We start from the raw sequence: 17,540 nt of genomic DNA, 5'->3' as shown, positions 1-17,540 counted from the left end.
TCAGGTTGTGGCGAACAGGTTTCGAAGGATGGATTTCTTGAACTTGCCGGTGGCGGTGCAGGGGATCGCTTCCATGAACTCGAACCGGTCGGGCAGTTGCCACTTGGCGAACTCCTGGGCCAGATGGTCGCGCAGTTCATCGGCCGACGCCCGCCCGCCGTCGCGGAGCGCCACGACGGCCAGCGGGCGCTCGCCCCAGCGGTCATCGGGCACCGCGATCACGGCGGCCTGCGCGACGGCGACGTGCGACATGAGCTGGTTCTCCAGGTCCACCGAGGAGATCCACTCGCCGCCGGACTTGACGAGGTCTTTCGACCGATCGCAGATCCGGATGCAGCCGTGCGGGTCGATCCGCACCACGTCCCCGGTGCGGAACCAGCCGTCGGGTGTGAAGCTCTCGGCGCCCCGCCCGCCGTGGTAACTCGACGCCACCCAGGGACCGCGCACCTCCAACTCGCCCATGGCGGCGTCGTCCCAAGCGATCAGGGCTCCGTTGTCGTCGCGCGCCCGGATCTCAAAGAACGGGGTGGCGACACCCTGCCGGGTGCGATGGCCATACTGCTCGTCACGCTCGCTCTCGAGGAGGTGCCCCGGCAGCCGGCAGACCGCTCCCAGCGGTGCGGTCTCGGTCATGCCCCACGCCTGCACGACAGTCAAGCCGTGGCGGTCGAACCCCTCGAACATCGACCGCGGTACGGCCGCGCCCCCGACGATCAGCCGGTCCAGCTCCGAAAGGTCCCACCTGTCCGGTTCGGCGTCGAGTGCCGCGAGCATCCCCATCCACACCGTCGGCACACCCGCCGTCATCGTGACTCGTTCAGCGGCACACAGATCGAGCACGCTTTCGGCATCCAGCCGCGGCCCCGGCAACACCAGGCGAGCGCCGGCCAGCGCCGCAGCGTACGGCAGGCCCCACGCGTTGGCATGAAACATCGGTACGACGGGAAGAATTGTGTCGTATGCCGACACCGCCAGCTGGTCGGGCAGCGCGGCGACGAGCGAATGCAACGCAAGCGCTCGGTGGGAATACACGACCCCCTTGGGCCGCCCGGTGGTGCCGGATGTGTAGCACATCGCCGCCGCGCGGGACTCGTCGAGGCCGGGCCACTCGACAGGCTCGGCGTCGGCTATCAGCGACTCATAGTCCAGCGTGCCCGCCGGTGCTTCACCGGTGTGCGCGACGACGATGACATGTGTGAAAAAGTGCGCGTCGCGGAAGCTTTCGAACACCTCCAACAACGACTCGTCGACGACTATCACGTTGTCCTCGGCGTCACCGACGATGAAGCCGAGTTCGTCGGGGAACAGCCGCGGGTTGAGTGTATGGATGACCGCACCCATGGCGGGAACCGCGAAATACAGTTCGAGGTGTTCGCTCTGATTCCAGAGCAGTGTGGCTACCGGTTCGCCCTCGCGAACACCAAGTGCCGAAAGTGCCCCGGCGAGTCGCCGCGCCCGATTCACGCAGGTGCCGAGGGTCGTCCGGCTGATCGCCCCCGAGGGGCGGCGAGACACGACCGGCTGGTCGGCGTGGAACCGTTCGGCCCGTTCCACGATGGCGGTCAGCGTGAGCTGGTAATCGTCCATGCTGTTGCTGCGCAGCGTGTATGCGGTCATTTGGTCGCCTTCCTGCTCTGCGGCACAGTTGAATTCGCCGCATGGGCGGCGTCACGCAGCTCGTCCAGGCCGGCGCGCAGAGCGTCGAGGATCGGCCATGGGTCGTCGACGAGTTCGCGGTCGACGACGATGCCGAACTCGAGCGAGTCCAGGTAGCTCATCACGGTGATGTTGATGCCGATTCCGTCCAGAACCCCCGAAACCGGGAACTGCGCACGCTGGCGGGCACCACCGAGGTACAGCGGGGCCGACGGGCCCGGAACATTCGAGATCATCACGTTCGCAGGCTGATTGAGCCCGCGCAGGCCGGCCAGCCGCGACGTCGCCCTGGCCGCCTGAGCGAACAGCGCCGGCGGGATGAAGTGATTGGCGTCCTGCAACAGCGATGCGGGCAGCGCGCGGTGGCGCTCTTTGGCGTCGCGCATCGCGTCGTTGATGCGGCTTAGCCGCACAACCGGATCGGCCTCGTCGGTGGGCAGGGCGGTCAACATCACCGAGACCCGGTTGCCGAAGGTGCCGCGCTGCTCCGGGGTTCGCACCGACATCGGGATGAAGCTGGCCAGCGGCTCGTCGGGCAGCTCGGACTGGTCACCGAGCCAGGACCGCAGACCCGCGGTGCAGATGGCCAGGACGACGTCGTTGACGGTGCACCCGAACGTGTTCTTGACGTCTTTGACTTCGTCGAGTGACAACGAACCGAAGGCGACGCGGCGGTGCGGTGACACGCGAGCCTGAAACCGGGTGCGCGGCGCGGAGATGTCGCTGCCCCGCCAAGTCGCGCCGCCGGCGCCACCCCGAAACGCGCGCTTGACCAACCGGCTGCTGCGCGCAACGGCCTTCACGCCGGGCAGGTGCCGAATGGTCGGCACATCGTCGAGGTGCGGCAACGCTGTCGGGCCTGCGCGCAGCACCCGAAACGGCTGGCGCAGCAGGCCCACCAGGCCGCGGCCCAGCATTTCCACTTCCGAGGGGAAGCTCTCGGCGAGGACCTCCGGCGCGGGTCCGCGCGCGCGACCCGTCGTGCCATCCGTCGTCTCGTCGAGCAGGATACTCATCACCTCGGCGCCGGACACGCCATCGACCGCGGCGTGGTGCATCTTCGTCAGCACCGCTACACCGCCGTCGGCGAGGCCGTGGATCACGTACACCTCCCATAGCGGGCGGGCCCGGTCGAGTTGGCGGCCGATGATTCGAGCCACCTGCTCGGCGAGCTGGCCCGCGTCACCCGGTGACGGGAGCGCGAGTTCACGGACGTGGTACTCGATGTCGAAAGTGCCGTCGTCCACCCAGTACGGGTAGTCCAGAGCGAACGGGACCTCTGCGAGCCGCCAGCGGAAGGTGGGCAAGAGATGCAAGCGGCTGCCGATGACGTCACGGACGAGGTCGGCATCCAGTGGCAGGCCGGTCGCGGTGTGCGACTCGTAGACACCGAGGACGCTGACGTGGCCCTGCACGCGAGCGTTTTCCATGGCCAGAAACTGGGCGTCGAGGCTGGTCAGTTGTCGCATACGATGATGGTCGTCCGGGCTGGCCCCGGCTTTCTTGTCTGCGCGCGCCAACGTTGTGCCCGGCCGTTGTGGATTTTGCGTATCACCGGTGGCCGGCGGCGATACCGTTCTCTGCATGGAGCTGGCCTGGGCGGGTGCGCAGGGTGAGGACCGACGTCGGGTGTGGTCGTCGGTGCTGTGTCCGTCGGCCACCGAACTCGCGGCGCGGGCGAGTGAGATCTCCGCTGCAGTCAACGATTTCACCAGCGAGCGGCTGCCCGAACTGCTCGCCAGCGCCGAGGCACTCGAAGTGAACCGGGCGAGTACCGAGGCCAGTATCCGAGATTTCGCCGAAGTGCTGCTGGCCGGTGCCGATCCCGGTGAGGCGGCGCGGCTGGCATCGCCGACGCTCGCCTATGCCCTGGACGGTGCGCAACACGCCATCCCGTTGGCCACCCTGATGCGCAGCTACCGACTCGGACACGCCGCGACCGCCCAACACTTCACCTCAATCCTGGAAAGCCACGCGCGCGACGCCGAGGAGTTGATCCTGGCAACGGAATTGAGTTCGGAGTGGATGTTCGCCTATGTGGACGCCGCGCTGTGTCTGGTGGAGGAGGCCTACACGGCAGAGCGCGACCGATGGCTGCGCAGCGCCGCGGCGAGCCAGGCCGAGACCATCGGCACCATCCTGGCCGGTGCGCCGATCGACACCGAGGTGGCGAGCAGGCGGTTGCGCCACGACGTCCGCCGAGTGCACGTTGCGGCGATTGCTTGGCTGGACTCGCATGAGGAGGGCCGCAACACCCAAGCACTGCTGGAGTCAGCCATCCGCGACATCGCCGCGGCGATCGGTGACCAGAAGCCACTGGTGCATCCGCTCGGCATCCTTTCGGCCGCGGCGTGGATCGGCTCGCACAGCGAGGTCCCGCCGAAAGTGCTCGACGAGTTGCGCTTTCGCACCGTCACGGCGCCAGGGGTACGGATCGCGGTCGGGGAACCAGCGCGCGGCATCGCGGGTTTCCGGAGCAGTCACGTCGAGTCGCTCGAAGCCCAACGGGTCGCCCGGCTAACCGGGCGCCCCGCGGGCAGTGTCACGCGTTACCACTCGGTCTCGCTGCGTGCGCTTGCCACCGTCGACGCCGACCAGGCGGCGACGTTCGTGCGACGCGAACTCGGCAAGCTGGGGGCGGCGGATGAGGCGACCCGCCGGCTGGCCGCGACGCTGCGGACCTACCTCGAGGAGAACGGCAGCCGCGGACGGACCGCCAAACGGCTACACGTGCACGAGAACACCGTCGCCTATCGGATCCGTCAGGCCGAGGAACTGCTGGGGCGTCCGGTGGACAAGCGCACCCTCGAGTTGCGCGCCGCACTGGCCCTCGTTGAGCTGGTCACCTAGGCAGCATCGCCTCGCGCACCTGCCCGACGCCGGCCAGTCGAGCGACCTCGCCTATCAAAACCGGTGCGAGAGCGCCGAATCCGACCAGCAGTCGCACGCCGGCCGACGCGACCGTCGTCTCCGGTCTATTCCGCTCCACCGCCTGGGCTACCGCTCGCGCGACGTCCTTCGGTGTGCTCGTGCCGAATCCGCGCGGAAGGGTGACGCCCGTGTCGGCCAACATCCCGGAGTCCCGGATCGGTCCGGGGAAGACGGTCGAAACCCCGACGCCCGTTCCGTGCAGTTCCTGCCGCAGGGCCAGGCCGAGGCCCCGCAAGCCCCACTTCGTCGCCGTGTAGACCGAGCCGTTGCCCGGGGTCGCGATGAGCCCCGCTCCCGAGGAGATGAACACGATATGGCCGCGCCCGCGTCGCTTCATCGGGCCCACCGCCGCTCGTGCGAGGGCCGCCGGAGCGAGAAGGTTGACGCGGATGGCATCGGCGATCTCGGCGTCGCTCAGCATCGCCAGGTCTTCCGGGATGCCGACGCCTGCGTTGGCGACGAGCACGTCGACCGGACCCGCGCGGTCCATCAGGTCGCGCACCTGATCGAGGTCGGTGAGGTCGGCGGTGAGCCCCCGAGCGACCGGTCCAAGCTCGCCGACCAGCCGCTTGAGCTCCAGCTCGCGTCGGCCCGTGACCGTCAGCGAACAGCCGCGCGCGGCCAGTTCTTGTGCGATCGCGTGGCCGATTCCACCCGTTGCACCGGTCACCAGGGCGTGTCGGCCCGCCAGCTGCGTCATTTCGTCATCTCGGCGGTCCGGGCGGCGACCCACCGCGCCAGCGGCGGAGCGCAGCGCGAGAGCGCATACATGACGTGCGCCTCGGCGGCGATCGGCGCCACGGCGCGGTCTCGGCCGACTGCGCGCAGGGTCTTGTGCGCGACGCGCTCGGGTGAGTACCCGCGCTTGCGGTAGGTCGACGCGAGCCGTGCGCGCCGCTCGTCGAGGTCGCCGTCGCCGCGGATCGGGCTGTTCTGCGTGATGGCGGTGTCGATGATGCCCGGGCACACCGCCGTGACACCGATGCGGTGTGGCCTGAGCTCCATCCGTAGAGCTTCCGACAATCCGAGGACGGCGAATTTCGTTGCGCTGTAGGCACTCAGCTGTGGATTGGCCAGCAGGCCGGCGGCCGAGGAGAGGTTGACGACGTGGCCGCCGCGGCTGGACTCGATCATGGTGGGCAGGAAGGCGTCGCAACCGTGCACGACCCCCATCAGGTTGACGCCGACCAGCCACTGCCAGTCCTTGGCGCTGGTGTCGAGGAACCCGCCGACCAGTCCTACGCCGGCGTTGTTGACCACCATGTCCACCCCGTCGAAGCGGTCGAACGTCGCGTCGGCGAACGCGGACATCTCTGCGGCGTCGGACACATCGACACGGCGGGTCAGCACCTGTGTTCCCCGGCTGCGGGCCGCATCGGCGGTGTGGGCCAGACCGGCGTCGTCGATGTCGCACAGCGCGAGGCGGGCGCCGCGTTCGGCGCACAGCCGCGCCAGCTCGCGGCCGATGCCGCTGCCGGCGCCGGTGATCACCGCCACCCGGTCGGTGAGGTCTGCGGTTCTGAGTCGGGAGGTCGATCGAGGCATGGCGACCACGTTATGGCCGTGGCGTCGTGGATCGCTCGTGCGAAGCCGCCAACTGGTCCCTTGCCCGTTGTGGGGCAACGACAACGCACGCATCCCGGCGCCTCTCACGTCAGGTACCGAATGAGATGAGCGCCGATGAGGGCCATGGCTTCGCGAGCAGTATCCGTTTGCTTCCTCGTGAAGCCGTGGTCGATGCCGGGGAAGCTGCGGTGCGTGGTGGCCACACCTCGGCGAGCGAGTTCTGTGGCCAGCGCGTCGCCTTCGGGGCCGAGCGTGTCGAGTTCGCCGGTCATGACCAGGCTGGGCGGCATGGCTTCGGCGAGGGCGGTGTCGAACACCGGGGAGGCCAGTGGGTCGCGCCGGACGCTCGGGTCGATGACGTAGGCCTCGATGGCCAGGCGTTGAATCGTCGGAGAGATCCGCGGCCGCTTTTTGGCCGACGTTCGATCGAAGCGCGAGAGGTCCGTGACCGGAAACGTCAGAAGTGCTGCCCGCCAATCCAGCTCATCGTCTACCCGTGATTGCTGGCACACGTTAAGCGCTAGCTTGGCGCCTGCGCTGGCACCCGAGAGCGACATGCGTGAGGTGTTCCAGCCGTAGTGGGAGCCCTCATGGCGCAACCATCGTGCGATGTCATAGCACTGTTGCTCGGCCACCGGGTACTGAACCTGGGGCGCGGTGGCGTAGTCGGGCAGTACCACCACGGCGCCGACCTCGGCCGCGATGTACTCGGCGAGGTACTCCTCTTGCCGCGGGTTGCGCACGATGAACGCGCCGCCGTGCAGGTGCAGGGTGACGGGCGGGCCACCGCTCACTCCGGTCAACGGCGCCGCGGGATGCGGCTGGTAGATCAGGCAGCCGACGCTGCCGTGGCGGGTGGGCACGTTGATGCGGCCGGGCCCGGCGATATGGCGCGAGGTGAACCGGAAACTGCGCGGGATAGGAACGAGCGGAAGCAGGCGCTGGGCCGAATGCGCGGCCAGCCAGGTACCGGCGCGGCGCCTCGGCCGTGCTGGCATCGCTCAGGCGGCCGGGTTCGGGAGGTGCTTCCGTGCCGTGCCGAGAGCGTGGCCTGCGGTGATCGCCGCCGGGATCAGCACCGGCGAGAGTGTGAGCAGGAAAATCAGGACGGCCGAGATGTACGACGACATGGGTGACTCGCTTTCTCCGCGCAGCGGGTCGGCCGTGCGGTCCGGATAAGAGTCGGCCACCGCACGTCGCGTCCGCTTGTGCCGGCGTGACGAAAGCTCGCAGCGGATATGTCGCGGCCGCACATACCGGGCCTCGGATCGAACCGGGGAACAAAAGCCGTGGCGGCGCCGTTGAGCCTATCGATACTTGAGTGAAACAGACTCAAGTCTGGGTTGACAGGTTATAGTTCGTCGGCGCAGTCTTGAGTGCGGTGCACTCAGACCTCAACAAGCAGGACTATTTCAGGAGGAACAAACATGGCTCGTGCGGTCGGAATCGACCTCGGGACCACCAACTCCGTCGTCGCGGTACTGGAGGGTGGCGATCCCGTTGTCGTCGCGAACTCCGAGGGCTCCCGCACCACGCCGTCCGTCGTCGCGTTCGCGCGTAACGGAGAGGTGCTGGTAGGCCAGCCCGCCAAGAACCAGGCGGTGACCAACGTCGACCGGACCATCCGTTCGGTCAAGCGGCACATGGGCACCGACTGGTCCGTGGAGATTGACGACAAGAAGTACACGGCGCAGGAGATCAGCGCCCGAACGCTACAGAAGCTGAAGCGCGACGCGGAGAGCTACCTCGGTGAGGACATCACCGACGCCGTCATCACCGTGCCCGCCTACTTCAACGACGCTCAACGTCAGGCCACCAAGGAGGCCGGGCAGATCGCCGGCATGAACGTGCTGCGGATCGTCAACGAGCCCACTGCGGCAGCGCTGGCCTACGGCCTGGACAAGGGTCAGAGTGAGCAGACCATCCTGGTGTTCGACCTCGGTGGCGGCACGTTCGACGTCTCGTTGCTCGAGATCGGCGAGGGCGTCGTCGAGGTGCGCGCCACCAGTGGCGACAACCACCTGGGCGGCGACGACTGGGACGACCGGATCGTGGAGTGGCTGGTCGACAAGTTCAAGGGCACCTCCGGCATCGACCTGACCAAGGACAAGATGGCGATGCAGCGGCTGCGTGAGGCCGCCGAGAAGGCCAAGATCGAGCTGAGCTCCAGCCAGAGCACCTCGATCAACCTGCCCTACATCACCGTCGACGCGGACAAGAACCCGCTGTTCCTCGACGAACAGCTGACTCGCGCCGAGTTCCAGCGCATCACCCAGGATCTGCTCGACCGGACGCGTCAGCCGTTCCAGCAGGTGGTCAAGGACGCCGGTATCTCGGTGTCCGACATCGACCACGTGGTGCTGGTCGGCGGCTCGACCCGCATGCCCGCGGTGTCGGATCTGGTCAAGGAGATGACCGGCGGCAAGGAACCCAACAAGGGTGTCAACCCCGACGAGGTCGTCGCGGTCGGCGCCGCCCTGCAGGCCGGTGTGCTCAAGGGTGAGGTGAAGGACGTTCTGCTGCTCGACGTCACCCCGCTGTCCCTGGGTATCGAGACCAAGGGTGGCGTGATGACCAAGCTGATCGAGCGCAACACCACCATCCCGACCAAGCGGAGCGAGACCTTCACCACGGCCGACGACAACCAGCCGTCGGTGCAGATCCAGGTCTATCAGGGTGAGCGTGAGATCGCCGCGCACAACAAGCTGCTCGGCAGCTTCGAGCTGACCGGTATCCCGCCGGCTCCGCGCGGTGTGCCCCAGATCGAGGTCACCTTCGACATCGACGCCAACGGCATCGTGCACGTGACCGCGAAGGACAAGGGCACCGGTAAGGAGAACACGATCCGCATCCAGGAAGGCTCCGGCCTGTCCAAGGAGGAGATCGACCGGATGGTCAAGGACGCCGAGGCGCACGCCGAGGAGGACCGTAAGCGTCGCGAGGAGGCCGACGTCCGCAACCAGGCGGAGTCGCTGGTCTACCAGACCGAGAAGTTCGTCTCCGAGCAGCGTGGTGCCGAAGGTGGCTCGAAGGTCCCCGAGGACACGCTGACCAAGGTGGACGCGGCGATCGCCGATGCCAAGAAAGCGCTGGAAGGCACCGACATCGGTGAGATCAAGTCGGCCATGGAGAAGCTCGGCGTCGAGTCGCAGGCCCTCGGCCAGGCCATCTACGAGGCCACCCAGGCCGAGCAGGCGGCGAGCGGCGGTGCGGACGCCGGTCCGGCGGACGACAACGTCGTGGACGCCGAGGTCGTCGACGATGAATCTGACAAGGAGAACAAGTGACAGGAAACGATCCGCACGAGCCGGTGACCGTCACCGACAAACGGCGCATCGATCCCGTCACCGGTGAAGTGAGAGAAGCAGGTTCGGATCCGGCGCCGGACTCGGCGCCGGACGAGCCCACTGCGACGGCAGCAGGGGAGGAGGCCGACAAGGCCTCCGAACTGCTCGCCGATCTGCAGCGCGTGCAAGCCGATTTCACGAACTACCGCAAGCGGGCGTTGCGCGATCAGCAGGTGGCCGCGGACCGGGCGAAGGCTTCGGTCATCTCTGAGCTGTTGCCGATCCTCGATGACCTCGACCGCGCGCGAAGTCACGGTGACCTCGAGACCGGTCCGTTCAAGGCGATGGCCGACAAGTTGGTCAACACCCTTGAGGGGCTGGGTCTTTCGGGATTCGGCGACGAGGGCGACGACTTCGACCCCGAACTCCACGAGGCCGTCCAGCACGAGGGTGAGGGCACTCACCCCGTCCTCGGCACCGTGATGCGACGCGGGTACAAGGTGGGCGACCAAGTCGTGCGCCATGCCCTGGTCGGGGTGGTGGACACGGTCCCCGGGGACGACGCCCACGATGGCGACGCCGCCTCGAGTGACGGTGCGCCGGAAGCCGAAGCCGAATGACGAGGAGGTGGCGCGGAATCGCCGAGAGCGGCGGATCCCGCGCCACCTTCGACTCGTCGGCGACGATGGATCCCACGAGATTCGTGGGCAACCAGCAAAATCTAAGTGAGACTGCGATAAACCTACAGAAGCGGAAGGAGGTGACGCGGTATGGCCCAGCGTGAATGGGTCGAGAAGGACTTCTACTCCGAGCTCGGCGTCTCCTCTGACGCCAGCGATCAGGACATCAAGCGGGCGGCCCGAAAGTTGCTCGCGGAGAACCATCCCGACCGCAACCCCGGCAACTCGGCCGCCGAGGAGCGGTACAAGGCCGTCTCCGAGGCCAAGGAGGTGCTCACCGATCCGGCCAAGCGCAAGGAGTACGACGAGACCCGGCGGCTGTTCGCCAACGGCGGGTTCGGCCGGGGCCGGTTCGGCGGCGGTGGGGGCTACGGCGGGTTCGGCGGCGGCGACGGCGTCGAGTTCAACCTGAACGACCTGTTCGATGCGGCCGGTCAGACCGGCGGCGCGAACATCGGCGACCTGTTCGGTGGCCTCTTCGGCCGCGGCGCACAGCAGCCGCGACCCAGCAGGCCGCGTCGAGGCAACGACCTCGAGACCGAGGCGGAGCTGTCGTTCCTGGAAGCCACCAAGGGTGTGGCGATGCCGTTGCGGCTCACCAGTCCCGCGCCGTGCACGAACTGTCATGGCAGCGGCGCCCGCCCCGGTACGAGTCCGAAGGTCTGCCCAAACTGCAACGGGTCCGGGGTGATCAACCGCAACCAGGGTGCGTTCGGATTCTCCGAGCCGTGCACCGAGTGTCGCGGCAGCGGGTCGATCATCGAGCACCCCTGTCAGGATTGTAAGGGCACCGGCGTGACCACCCGCACCCGCACGATCAACGTGCGGATTCCGCCGGGTGTGGAGGACGGTCAACGGATTCGGTTGGCCGGCCAGGGCGAAGCGGGCCTGCGCGGCGCACCGTCGGGCGACCTGTACGTCACCGTTCACGTCAGGCCCGACAAGGTGTTCGGCCGTGACGGCGACGACCTGACCGTTACCGTACCCGTCAGCTTCCATGAATTGGCGCTGGGCACAACGCTTTCGGTGCCGACACTGGAAGGCAAGGTCGGCGTGCGAGTGCCCAAGGGCACCTCCGACGGACGCATCTTGCGCGTGCGCGGCCGTGGTGTGCCGAAACGCTCTGGCGGACACGGCGATCTGCTGGTGACGGTGAAGGTGGCGGTGCCGCCGAACCTGGAGGGCGAGGCGGCCGAGGCGTTGGAGGCCTATGCGAAGGCGGAGCGGGCCAGCGGCTTCGATCCGCGGGCCGGATGGGCAGGTGCGTAATGGCTGCGAAGCGGTCCAATGACGAGGCCCGTACGTTCCTGATCTCCGTGGCCGCCGAGCTGGCGGGCATGCATGCCCAGACGCTGCGCACGTATGACCGGCTCGGGCTGGTGCGTCCGCAACGTACCTCCGGTGGCGGCAGGCGCTACTCGCAGCACGACGTCGAGTTGCTCCGCGAGGTGCAACGGCTGAGCCAGGACGAGGGTGTCAACCTCGCGGGCATCAAGCGCATCATCGAGCTGACCAACCAGGTCGAGGCGCTGCAGGCACGGGTCCGGGAGCTGACCGAGGAAGTCGAGGCGCTGCGCGGGTCGCCGCGCCGCGATATCGCCGTGATGCCCAAGAGCACCGCGGTCGTGGTCTGGCAGCCCGGAGCCGGCCGGCGGCGACGCCAGGCGGAGTAGAGCCTTCGTCAACGAATCCTGATCGAGAACCGAGCGGTCTCCGGCTTGCCTGGGGCCGCTTTTCGGTATCCGCCTCTGCGCAGCGCGTCCGTCGGGGCCGCCATCGGTTCGATGCCGATCAGGTCATCGTTGGGTGGCGCGAAGAGTTGCGCTGCGGGATAACCGGTTTCGAACGTCACGTCGATGCGGCGCGCACCTCCGGCGAGGGTGAAAACCGCCCCTTCGGGCACCTGGTCGAAACCGTCGTCGTAGGCGGTGACCATCAGGGTCTGCTCACCACCTGGCCACGATTCGTGAGCGCCGGTGGGTATGCCCTTGTCGTCCACCGGCAGATGGCGCATCGCCGGGGTGCGCAGCGTCCACTCCTCGCGCGGCACACCGGGGATCTTCACGTAGGGGTGATAGCCGAAGCACAGCGGTACGGACACCGACGAGGTGGGCGTCACGGTGGTCTCGATGGTGAGCTTGCGGTCGTCCAGCGTCACGTGCTGGGTGAGCACGTGGGGGAAGGGAAACGCCGCGAGCAGTTGCGGGTCGGCGCCGTAGTCGAGCACGGCGGTCAGGCTGTTGTCTGTGCGGTCGCTGACCTCCCATCCGGGATAGGCGGCGAGCAAGCCGTGGATCGGGGCGCCGTGCTCATCGGTCCGGACGCCGCCTGCACCCGGCGTCAGGGTGACGACGGACCCGTCGACCTCATAGGTGTTGGCGCTCAACCGGTTCGCCCACGGGTACAGGATCGGGATGCCCATCGTCTTGCCGTTGTTCACATAGGCGGTCAGACCGCGGCGCTGACCGAGGAACTCGTCACCGGAGTCGGCCAACGACGTGCCCACCATGCCTGCGGCGGGGACGAACGTCGCGGTCAGGTCCGAAGACGGATCGCTGAGCGTGACGGCATCGAAGTCAACCACAAGACGATCGTCGCACGAGCACCTGACCGGTTCGTGAATCTGGCGACGCTGGAGGCGTCGAAACCGTCGTCAGACGCACAATCCAGACACCCTCTGCTCAGTCGTAGACGATCACCGCGCGGCCGACGAAATCACCGCGGCCCAGCGCGTCGATGTGGTCGTTGACGTCTTCGAAGCGGACCTGCGTCACGCTGTCCTTGATCTTGCCGGCCTCGGCGAGCGCGACGACCTCGGTGAGGTCGGTGTAGTTGCCCCAGAACGAGCCGAAGAACGTGTACTCCCTGCCGACGATCGGAAACAGCGGGATGTCGACGCGGTTGCCCACCAGGCCGACCGATGCGACCGCACCCTCCGTGGCCAACAGCGCGAACGCCAACCGGATGCTGTCCTCGGCGCCGACACACTCGATGACCGCGTCGAACTCGCGCCTGCCGGTGGCCTGCTCGAGCGCGTCACGCACCTGGTCGTCGGTCCTACCCCTGGTGTTGATCGTGTGGTCAGCGCCGTTTTCGGTTGCCAGCGCCAGCTTTTCGTCGCTGCGGGCGAAGGCGACCACCCTCGCACCCGCACCGAGCAGCTTGGCGTACTGAACGGCGTAGGCGCCGAGGCCGCCGACTCCCATCACCGCCAACGTCGTTCCCGGCCCGAGCACCCCTGCCGCGCGCAGCTTCTTCAGGCCGCGGTACGGGGTCAGACCCGCATCGGTGAGCGGCGCCAGGGAGAGCGGCGACAGGTCGGCTCCGACGGATATCACCTGTTGGTACGCCACCGGAACGTATTCGGCGTACCCGCCGTGCGGACCGAAGCCGACCCAGTGGCCCTGGTTGCAGATCTGTTCGTTGCCGCGGTGGCACTGGCGGCATGACCCGTCGCCGAGGGGACCGAAGACCACCGCGCGAGTACCCTCCGACAGGCCCGTGGAGGCAGGCACGTCGGCACCGATCCGGTCGACGGTGCCCGCGACCTCGTGGCCGGGCGTCACCGGAAGCGGCATCGGCAGGCTGAAGTAACCGTCGATGAGCTGAAAGTCGGTGCGGCACATGCCTGCCCCGCCGACCTTGATCAACACCTGGTTCGGCTCGATGTCGGGTATGGGGATCTCCTCCAACCGCAGTGGCTGCTTGTACCCGTGCATGCGTGCGGCTCGCATCGTCGCCATCTGGACTCCCGACCGTTGATCTTGATCGGAGTGTACGGTTACGGCGGCCGCCGCGCGACGTTTCAGGAGGCCAGGGGGTCGTGCTGAATCCGTTCGGCGGGTGCTCCTTTGGCGATCAAGGCGGCCTTGGTGGCCGTCACCATGGCCGGGCTGCCGCAGATCAGGATCTGCCGGTCACCCCAGTTGCCGTAGCGGGTGACCACGTCGGCCAGCATGCCGGTCTGTCGCACGTGCAGGCCGCGGGGCGGTTGCACATCGGGATAGTCCGCGGCCCATGGCGGGTCGGTGTTGAACTCCGAGACGGGGGTGACCGAGAGCCACGGGTTCTGTGAGGCGATCTCCCACAGCGTGCGCAGGTCGTAGAGGTCGCAGGGATACCGTCCGCCGAAGAACAGGTGCACCCGGGGATTGACGCCGTAGCGGGTGAGATCCATGATCAGCGCCCGCAGCGGCGCCAGACCCGTGCTGCCTGCCACCATCAACACGTCGCCGCCGTCGCGGTCCACGTGCAGCCCGCCGTGCGGATTGGACAGCCGCCACCGGTCGCCGGGTGTCGTCTCGGCGACGATCGCGGTGCTCACCATGCCTCCGGGCACCGAGCGGATATGGAACTCGATGCCGCCGCCGGGTTCGGTCGGGATCGACGGGCTCAGGTACCGCCACCGGCGCGGCCACTGCGGAACCTGAACCGTCACGTACTGGCCAGGGTGGTAGAACAGCGGCTGGTCCAGTTGCAGCCGCACGACGGAGACGTCGCGGGTGACGCGCATGTGCTCGATGACCGTGCCGTCGCAGTACGGCGGGCCCTCCTCGGCGTCGGCGGCGCCGCGCATCACCCCGATCATCAACGCGACCGCGTCGTGCGTGGCCTCGGCCAGCTGGTCGTTCCAGCCGGCCGCGAGGTGATTGCGGAAGCTGGCGTACAGCGCGGTCTGCATGCTGTCGTAATGCCGTTGTGTGACACCGTATTTGCGGTGGTCGCGGCCCAGCTGAGCGAGGAATGCCACCGGCTCCTGTGCCCGTTGGGCGACGAGCTCGCCGAGAACCCACGTCATCGCGTGCCCGAACCGCTGCCGTTGTTCGTCCATGTCCGGCGGGAACAGGTCGCGCACCGACATGTCGATCGCGAACCAGTGCGTGTAGAAGTTGCGGATCAGCTCGGAGCCGAGCGCGGGATCGACCGCGTCGCGCAGCATGCGCAGCGCGTCACGGTCGTCGAGTCCCACGCGGCCCGAGTGTATGTCAGGTTCGCGGCGCCCTTCGCTGGCGAAGCGCCGCCAGCACGATCAACGCCACGCCGAAGACGGTCCAGCAGGCCAACACGATGACCGGCAGCGTGGCACCCGCGCCGTCGAAGAACGCCGCCGACCGCAGCAGGGTGGCGTTGGCGCCCTGCGGCAGGAACTGCCCGAACTGCCCCCACCCGTTCGGCAGCAGCTCCGGGGCGCTGTTCAGCCCGGACAGCGGATTGCCCACGAGAAGTGCCAACACCGCCCCCAGCGCCAGGCCGACGCGGCCGAACAGGGATCCCAACCCCAGCAGCGTCAACCCCATGGCCAGGATTCCCAGCGTCAGAGCACCGGTGACTCCCCAGAAGTTCGCGTCGATCGACCCCAGGACCCAACGCAACAGCGAGGCGATGGTCAGGCCGGCGACACCGGCGAAGACCACGGCGGCGGTGAACCGGGTCCACACCTCACGCTTGAGCGCGAAAATCAGCGCGATCGCGGGCAGGAGTCCGGCGAGCGTGATGGGTAGCGCCGATGCGGCCAGCCCGACGCCGCGCGGGTCGTCGGTTGTCGGTGGCGCCAGATCCTCGACGCGCAACTGCGCACCGGTCTTCTGCGCGATGCCGTTGCCGATCTGGGTCAGCATCTGGGCGATCATCGGACTGCCGCCGGTCGCGATCATCAGCGTGGGACCGTCGGGCCCGAGTGCGATGCCGCCGTAGACGTCGCGGGCGCGGATCGCGTCGCGCAACGCATCCGCGCTCGGGTAGTAGGTGAACGAGAACGCACCAGGTGCCTGCTGCTCCATGGTGGTGGCGACTTGTCCGCTCGCCGCCTGCGGCCCCGCCGCGCCTATCGGCACGTGGTGCGGAGCGGTTCGGGCTGCGGGCAGCGCGAAGGCCAATGCGACGATCGCGATGACGACGGTGAGCACCACGACCACGCCTGTGGCGCGTATTGCAGCAGGCGGTTCGTGGACCGGCGATGCGTGGTGGCTGGACCGCGCGGGGGTTTCGGTAGTCATGGCCGTACCTTTTCATTCGTCGTTGAATTAATGCGCATCGGCAGCGTAACTCGGCGGTCGACAGATTTCAACAGTCATTGAAATGCTAATCTCGGGACATGGCGTCACCAGTGAAAACGACCCGCCGACGGGGCCGCCGCCAGGGCGAACCGGTTTCGCGCGACGCGGTGCTCGCCGCGGCGCGCAAGCGGTTCGGCGCGCAGGGATACGAGAAGACGACGTTGCGCGCCATCGCCCGCGACGCCCACGTCGACCCGTCGATGGTGCTCTATCTGTTCGGATCCAAGGCCGAGCTTTTTCGGGCGTCGCTCAACGTGGTCGTCGACCCCGGGGCGCTGGTCTCCGCACTTTCCGGTGGCCCCGATGACGACCCCGACATCGGCACCCGCATGGTGCGGGCGTACCTGCGGATCTGGCAGTCACCCGAAACGGGGCCGACGATGGTCGCGATGTTGCAGTCGGCCACCTCGAACTCCGACGCTCACGAGGCGTTCCGCGGGTTCATGCGGGACTACGTGCTGAGTGCGGTGTCCGATGAGCTCGGGGGAGGAGAGCAGGCCCGGCTGCGCGCACTGCTGGCCGCGAGCCAACTCGTGGGCACGGCGATACTGCGCTTCGTCATGAAGATTCCACCGTTGGCCACGCTGCCCGAAGACGACCTGGTACGGCTTCTGGCGCCGACGGTCACGCGGTACCTGACCGCCGACGCCGCCGAGCTCGGTCTGCCTGCGTTCGGCGAGTCATAGCCCGTGAATGCCCTTGTACAGCACCATGAGACCGATCACGACGAGAATGCCCGCCATCAGGACGGCGTGCTGGTTGTCCATCCAATCCTTGAGCCGGCTCAGCGGCCGGTCGAGGCGGTCACCGGAGACCGCGTAGGCCAGGATCGGCAGCGCCACCGTCGATCCGGCCGCGATCACGAACCAGGCGACGGCCAGCCAGTCGTCGCGCGCGCCGCCGCCGGCGGTGCCGATCGCCAAACCCGCTGCGGCACAGATGAACAAAACCTTCGGGTTGACGACGGTCAAGGCCATCGCCGCACCGCCGGCCCGCAGCGGGGTCAGTGTGCCCAGGCTCTGCATCCATTTGGGTTTGTGTGCTGACTTCTTCCGGTTCAGCCATCGCTGGATGCCGAACACAATGAGTGCTGCACCGACCACGATCCGCAGATAAGACGCCCATCCCGGCGGTTGGCCCTCGCGCCCACCCATCAAGCTGGACACCTGGAGGAACACGCTCGTCAGCGCCGCCAACCCGATGATCCAGCCCGCTAAAAAGGCCAGTCCGGTCGGCCGCGGCCGCGGGGTGTGCAGCACGAGGACCGCCGGAATGATCGACAGCGGCGAGAGCGCCACCACCAACGCCAAGGGGATCAGTTCGGTCAGCAGCGATCCCTTGTCCACGAGGCCGAACATATCGGA

General features: G+C 67.7%; 17 protein-coding genes. 6 read left to right on the top strand and 11 right to left on the bottom strand.

Going from position 1 to position 17,540, the window contains the following annotated elements:
* Both AU192_RS23100 and AU192_RS23095 read right to left on the bottom strand, forming a co-directional pair.
* Window positions 1–1,617 (bottom strand): long-chain fatty acid--CoA ligase, encoded by a 1,617-nt coding sequence (locus tag AU192_RS23100; RefSeq protein WP_082693753.1) that lies wholly within the window; start codon window positions 1,615–1,617, stop codon window positions 1–3.
* A complete protein-coding gene (locus tag AU192_RS23095; protein WP_064399837.1) occupies window positions 1,614–3,125 on the bottom strand; it encodes a WS/DGAT/MGAT family O-acyltransferase in 1,512 nt (503 codons plus the stop codon). The genes AU192_RS23100 and AU192_RS23095 overlap by 4 nt, the downstream gene beginning before the upstream one ends.
* Before the next feature lie 115 nt (window positions 3,126–3,240).
* Between AU192_RS23095 and AU192_RS23090 the strand changes: the two genes are divergently transcribed.
* Entirely contained in the window at window positions 3,241–4,506 is a 1,266-nt protein-coding gene (locus AU192_RS23090; RefSeq protein ID WP_064399836.1) for a PucR family transcriptional regulator, read from the top strand.
* Here the strand turns inward: AU192_RS23090 and AU192_RS23085 are convergent.
* The 4 genes from AU192_RS23085 to AU192_RS23070 form a co-directional block, all read right to left on the bottom strand.
* The gene (locus AU192_RS23085) at window positions 4,499–5,287 is read right to left on the bottom strand and encodes an SDR family NAD(P)-dependent oxidoreductase (protein WP_064399835.1); all 789 of its coding nucleotides are present in this window, start codon (window positions 5,285–5,287) and stop codon (window positions 4,499–4,501) included. The genes AU192_RS23090 and AU192_RS23085 overlap by 8 nt on opposite strands.
* Entirely contained in the window at window positions 5,284–6,132 is an 849-nt protein-coding gene (locus AU192_RS23080; protein WP_064399879.1) for an SDR family NAD(P)-dependent oxidoreductase, read from the bottom strand. Before AU192_RS23080 ends, AU192_RS23085 begins: the two co-directional genes overlap by 4 nt.
* A gap of 104 nt (window positions 6,133–6,236) precedes the next feature.
* Window positions 6,237–7,151 (bottom strand): alpha/beta hydrolase fold domain-containing protein, encoded by a 915-nt coding sequence (locus AU192_RS23075; RefSeq protein WP_064399834.1) that lies wholly within the window; start codon window positions 7,149–7,151, stop codon window positions 6,237–6,239.
* A gap of 3 nt (window positions 7,152–7,154) precedes the next feature.
* Window positions 7,155–7,343, bottom strand: a complete 189-nt coding sequence (locus AU192_RS23070; RefSeq protein ID WP_064399833.1) for a hypothetical protein — start codon at window positions 7,341–7,343, stop codon at window positions 7,155–7,157.
* A 237-nt stretch (window positions 7,344–7,580) separates the two neighbouring features.
* Here AU192_RS23070 and dnaK point away from each other — a divergent pair, with 237 nt between their 5' ends.
* The 4 genes from dnaK (at window position 7,581) to AU192_RS23050 (ending at window position 11,793) form a co-directional block, all read left to right on the top strand.
* A complete protein-coding gene (gene dnaK / locus AU192_RS23065; protein ID WP_064399832.1) occupies window positions 7,581–9,440 on the top strand; it encodes a molecular chaperone DnaK in 1,860 nt (619 codons plus the stop codon).
* Window positions 9,437–10,060 carry a nucleotide exchange factor GrpE gene (gene grpE, locus AU192_RS23060; RefSeq protein ID WP_064399831.1) on the top strand — a complete coding sequence of 208 codons (624 nt, stop codon included), beginning with the start codon at window positions 9,437–9,439 and terminating at the stop codon, window positions 10,058–10,060. The genes dnaK and grpE overlap by 4 nt, the downstream gene beginning before the upstream one ends.
* 150 nt (window positions 10,061–10,210) lie before the next feature.
* Window positions 10,211–11,389 (top strand): molecular chaperone DnaJ, encoded by a 1,179-nt coding sequence (gene dnaJ, locus AU192_RS23055; protein WP_064399830.1) that lies wholly within the window; start codon window positions 10,211–10,213, stop codon window positions 11,387–11,389.
* Window positions 11,389–11,793, top strand: coding sequence for a heat shock protein transcriptional repressor HspR (locus AU192_RS23050; protein ID WP_064399829.1), 405 nt, complete (start codon window positions 11,389–11,391; stop codon window positions 11,791–11,793). Before dnaJ ends, AU192_RS23050 begins: the two co-directional genes overlap by 1 nt.
* An 8-nt stretch (window positions 11,794–11,801) precedes the next feature.
* Here AU192_RS23050 and AU192_RS23045 read toward each other — a convergent pair whose 3' ends face one another.
* The 4 genes from AU192_RS23045 to AU192_RS23030 all read right to left on the bottom strand — a co-directional run bounded on the left by AU192_RS23045 (window position 11,802) and on the right by AU192_RS23030 (window position 16,116).
* Window positions 11,802–12,704 carry an aldose 1-epimerase gene (locus tag AU192_RS23045; protein ID WP_064399828.1) on the bottom strand — a complete coding sequence of 301 codons (903 nt, stop codon included), beginning with the start codon at window positions 12,702–12,704 and terminating at the stop codon, window positions 11,802–11,804.
* Between the two features lie 97 nt (window positions 12,705–12,801).
* Window positions 12,802–13,863, bottom strand: coding sequence for an NAD(P)-dependent alcohol dehydrogenase (locus AU192_RS23040; protein ID WP_235629764.1), 1,062 nt, complete (start codon window positions 13,861–13,863; stop codon window positions 12,802–12,804).
* Window positions 13,864–13,925: 62 nt separating this feature from the next.
* Window positions 13,926–15,089, bottom strand: coding sequence for an FAD-binding oxidoreductase (locus tag AU192_RS23035; protein WP_064399827.1), 1,164 nt, complete (start codon window positions 15,087–15,089; stop codon window positions 13,926–13,928).
* A 16-nt stretch (window positions 15,090–15,105) separates the two neighbouring features.
* Entirely contained in the window at window positions 15,106–16,116 is a 1,011-nt protein-coding gene (locus AU192_RS23030; protein WP_064399826.1) for a hypothetical protein, read from the bottom strand.
* 98 nt (window positions 16,117–16,214) lie between these two features.
* Between AU192_RS23030 and AU192_RS23025 the strand changes: the two genes are divergently transcribed.
* Complete coding sequence (locus AU192_RS23025) at window positions 16,215–16,862, top strand: TetR/AcrR family transcriptional regulator (protein ID WP_064399825.1); 648 nt, start codon at window positions 16,215–16,217, stop codon at window positions 16,860–16,862.
* On the opposite strand, the gene AU192_RS23020 is transcribed toward AU192_RS23025, so the two are convergent.
* Entirely contained in the window at window positions 16,857–17,534 is a 678-nt protein-coding gene (locus AU192_RS23020; protein WP_064399877.1) for a GAP family protein, read from the bottom strand. The two genes, AU192_RS23025 and AU192_RS23020, sit on opposite strands and share 6 nt — an antisense overlap.
* Window positions 17,535–17,540 lie beyond the last annotated feature (6 nt).

The organism is Mycobacterium lehmannii, from assembly GCF_001499925.1.
Classification (GTDB): Bacteria; Actinomycetota; Actinomycetes; order Mycobacteriales; family Mycobacteriaceae; genus Mycobacterium; species Mycobacterium lehmannii.
The sequence above is the reverse complement of the archived record's forward strand: the minus strand, read 5'-3'. Positions and strand labels throughout refer to the sequence as shown.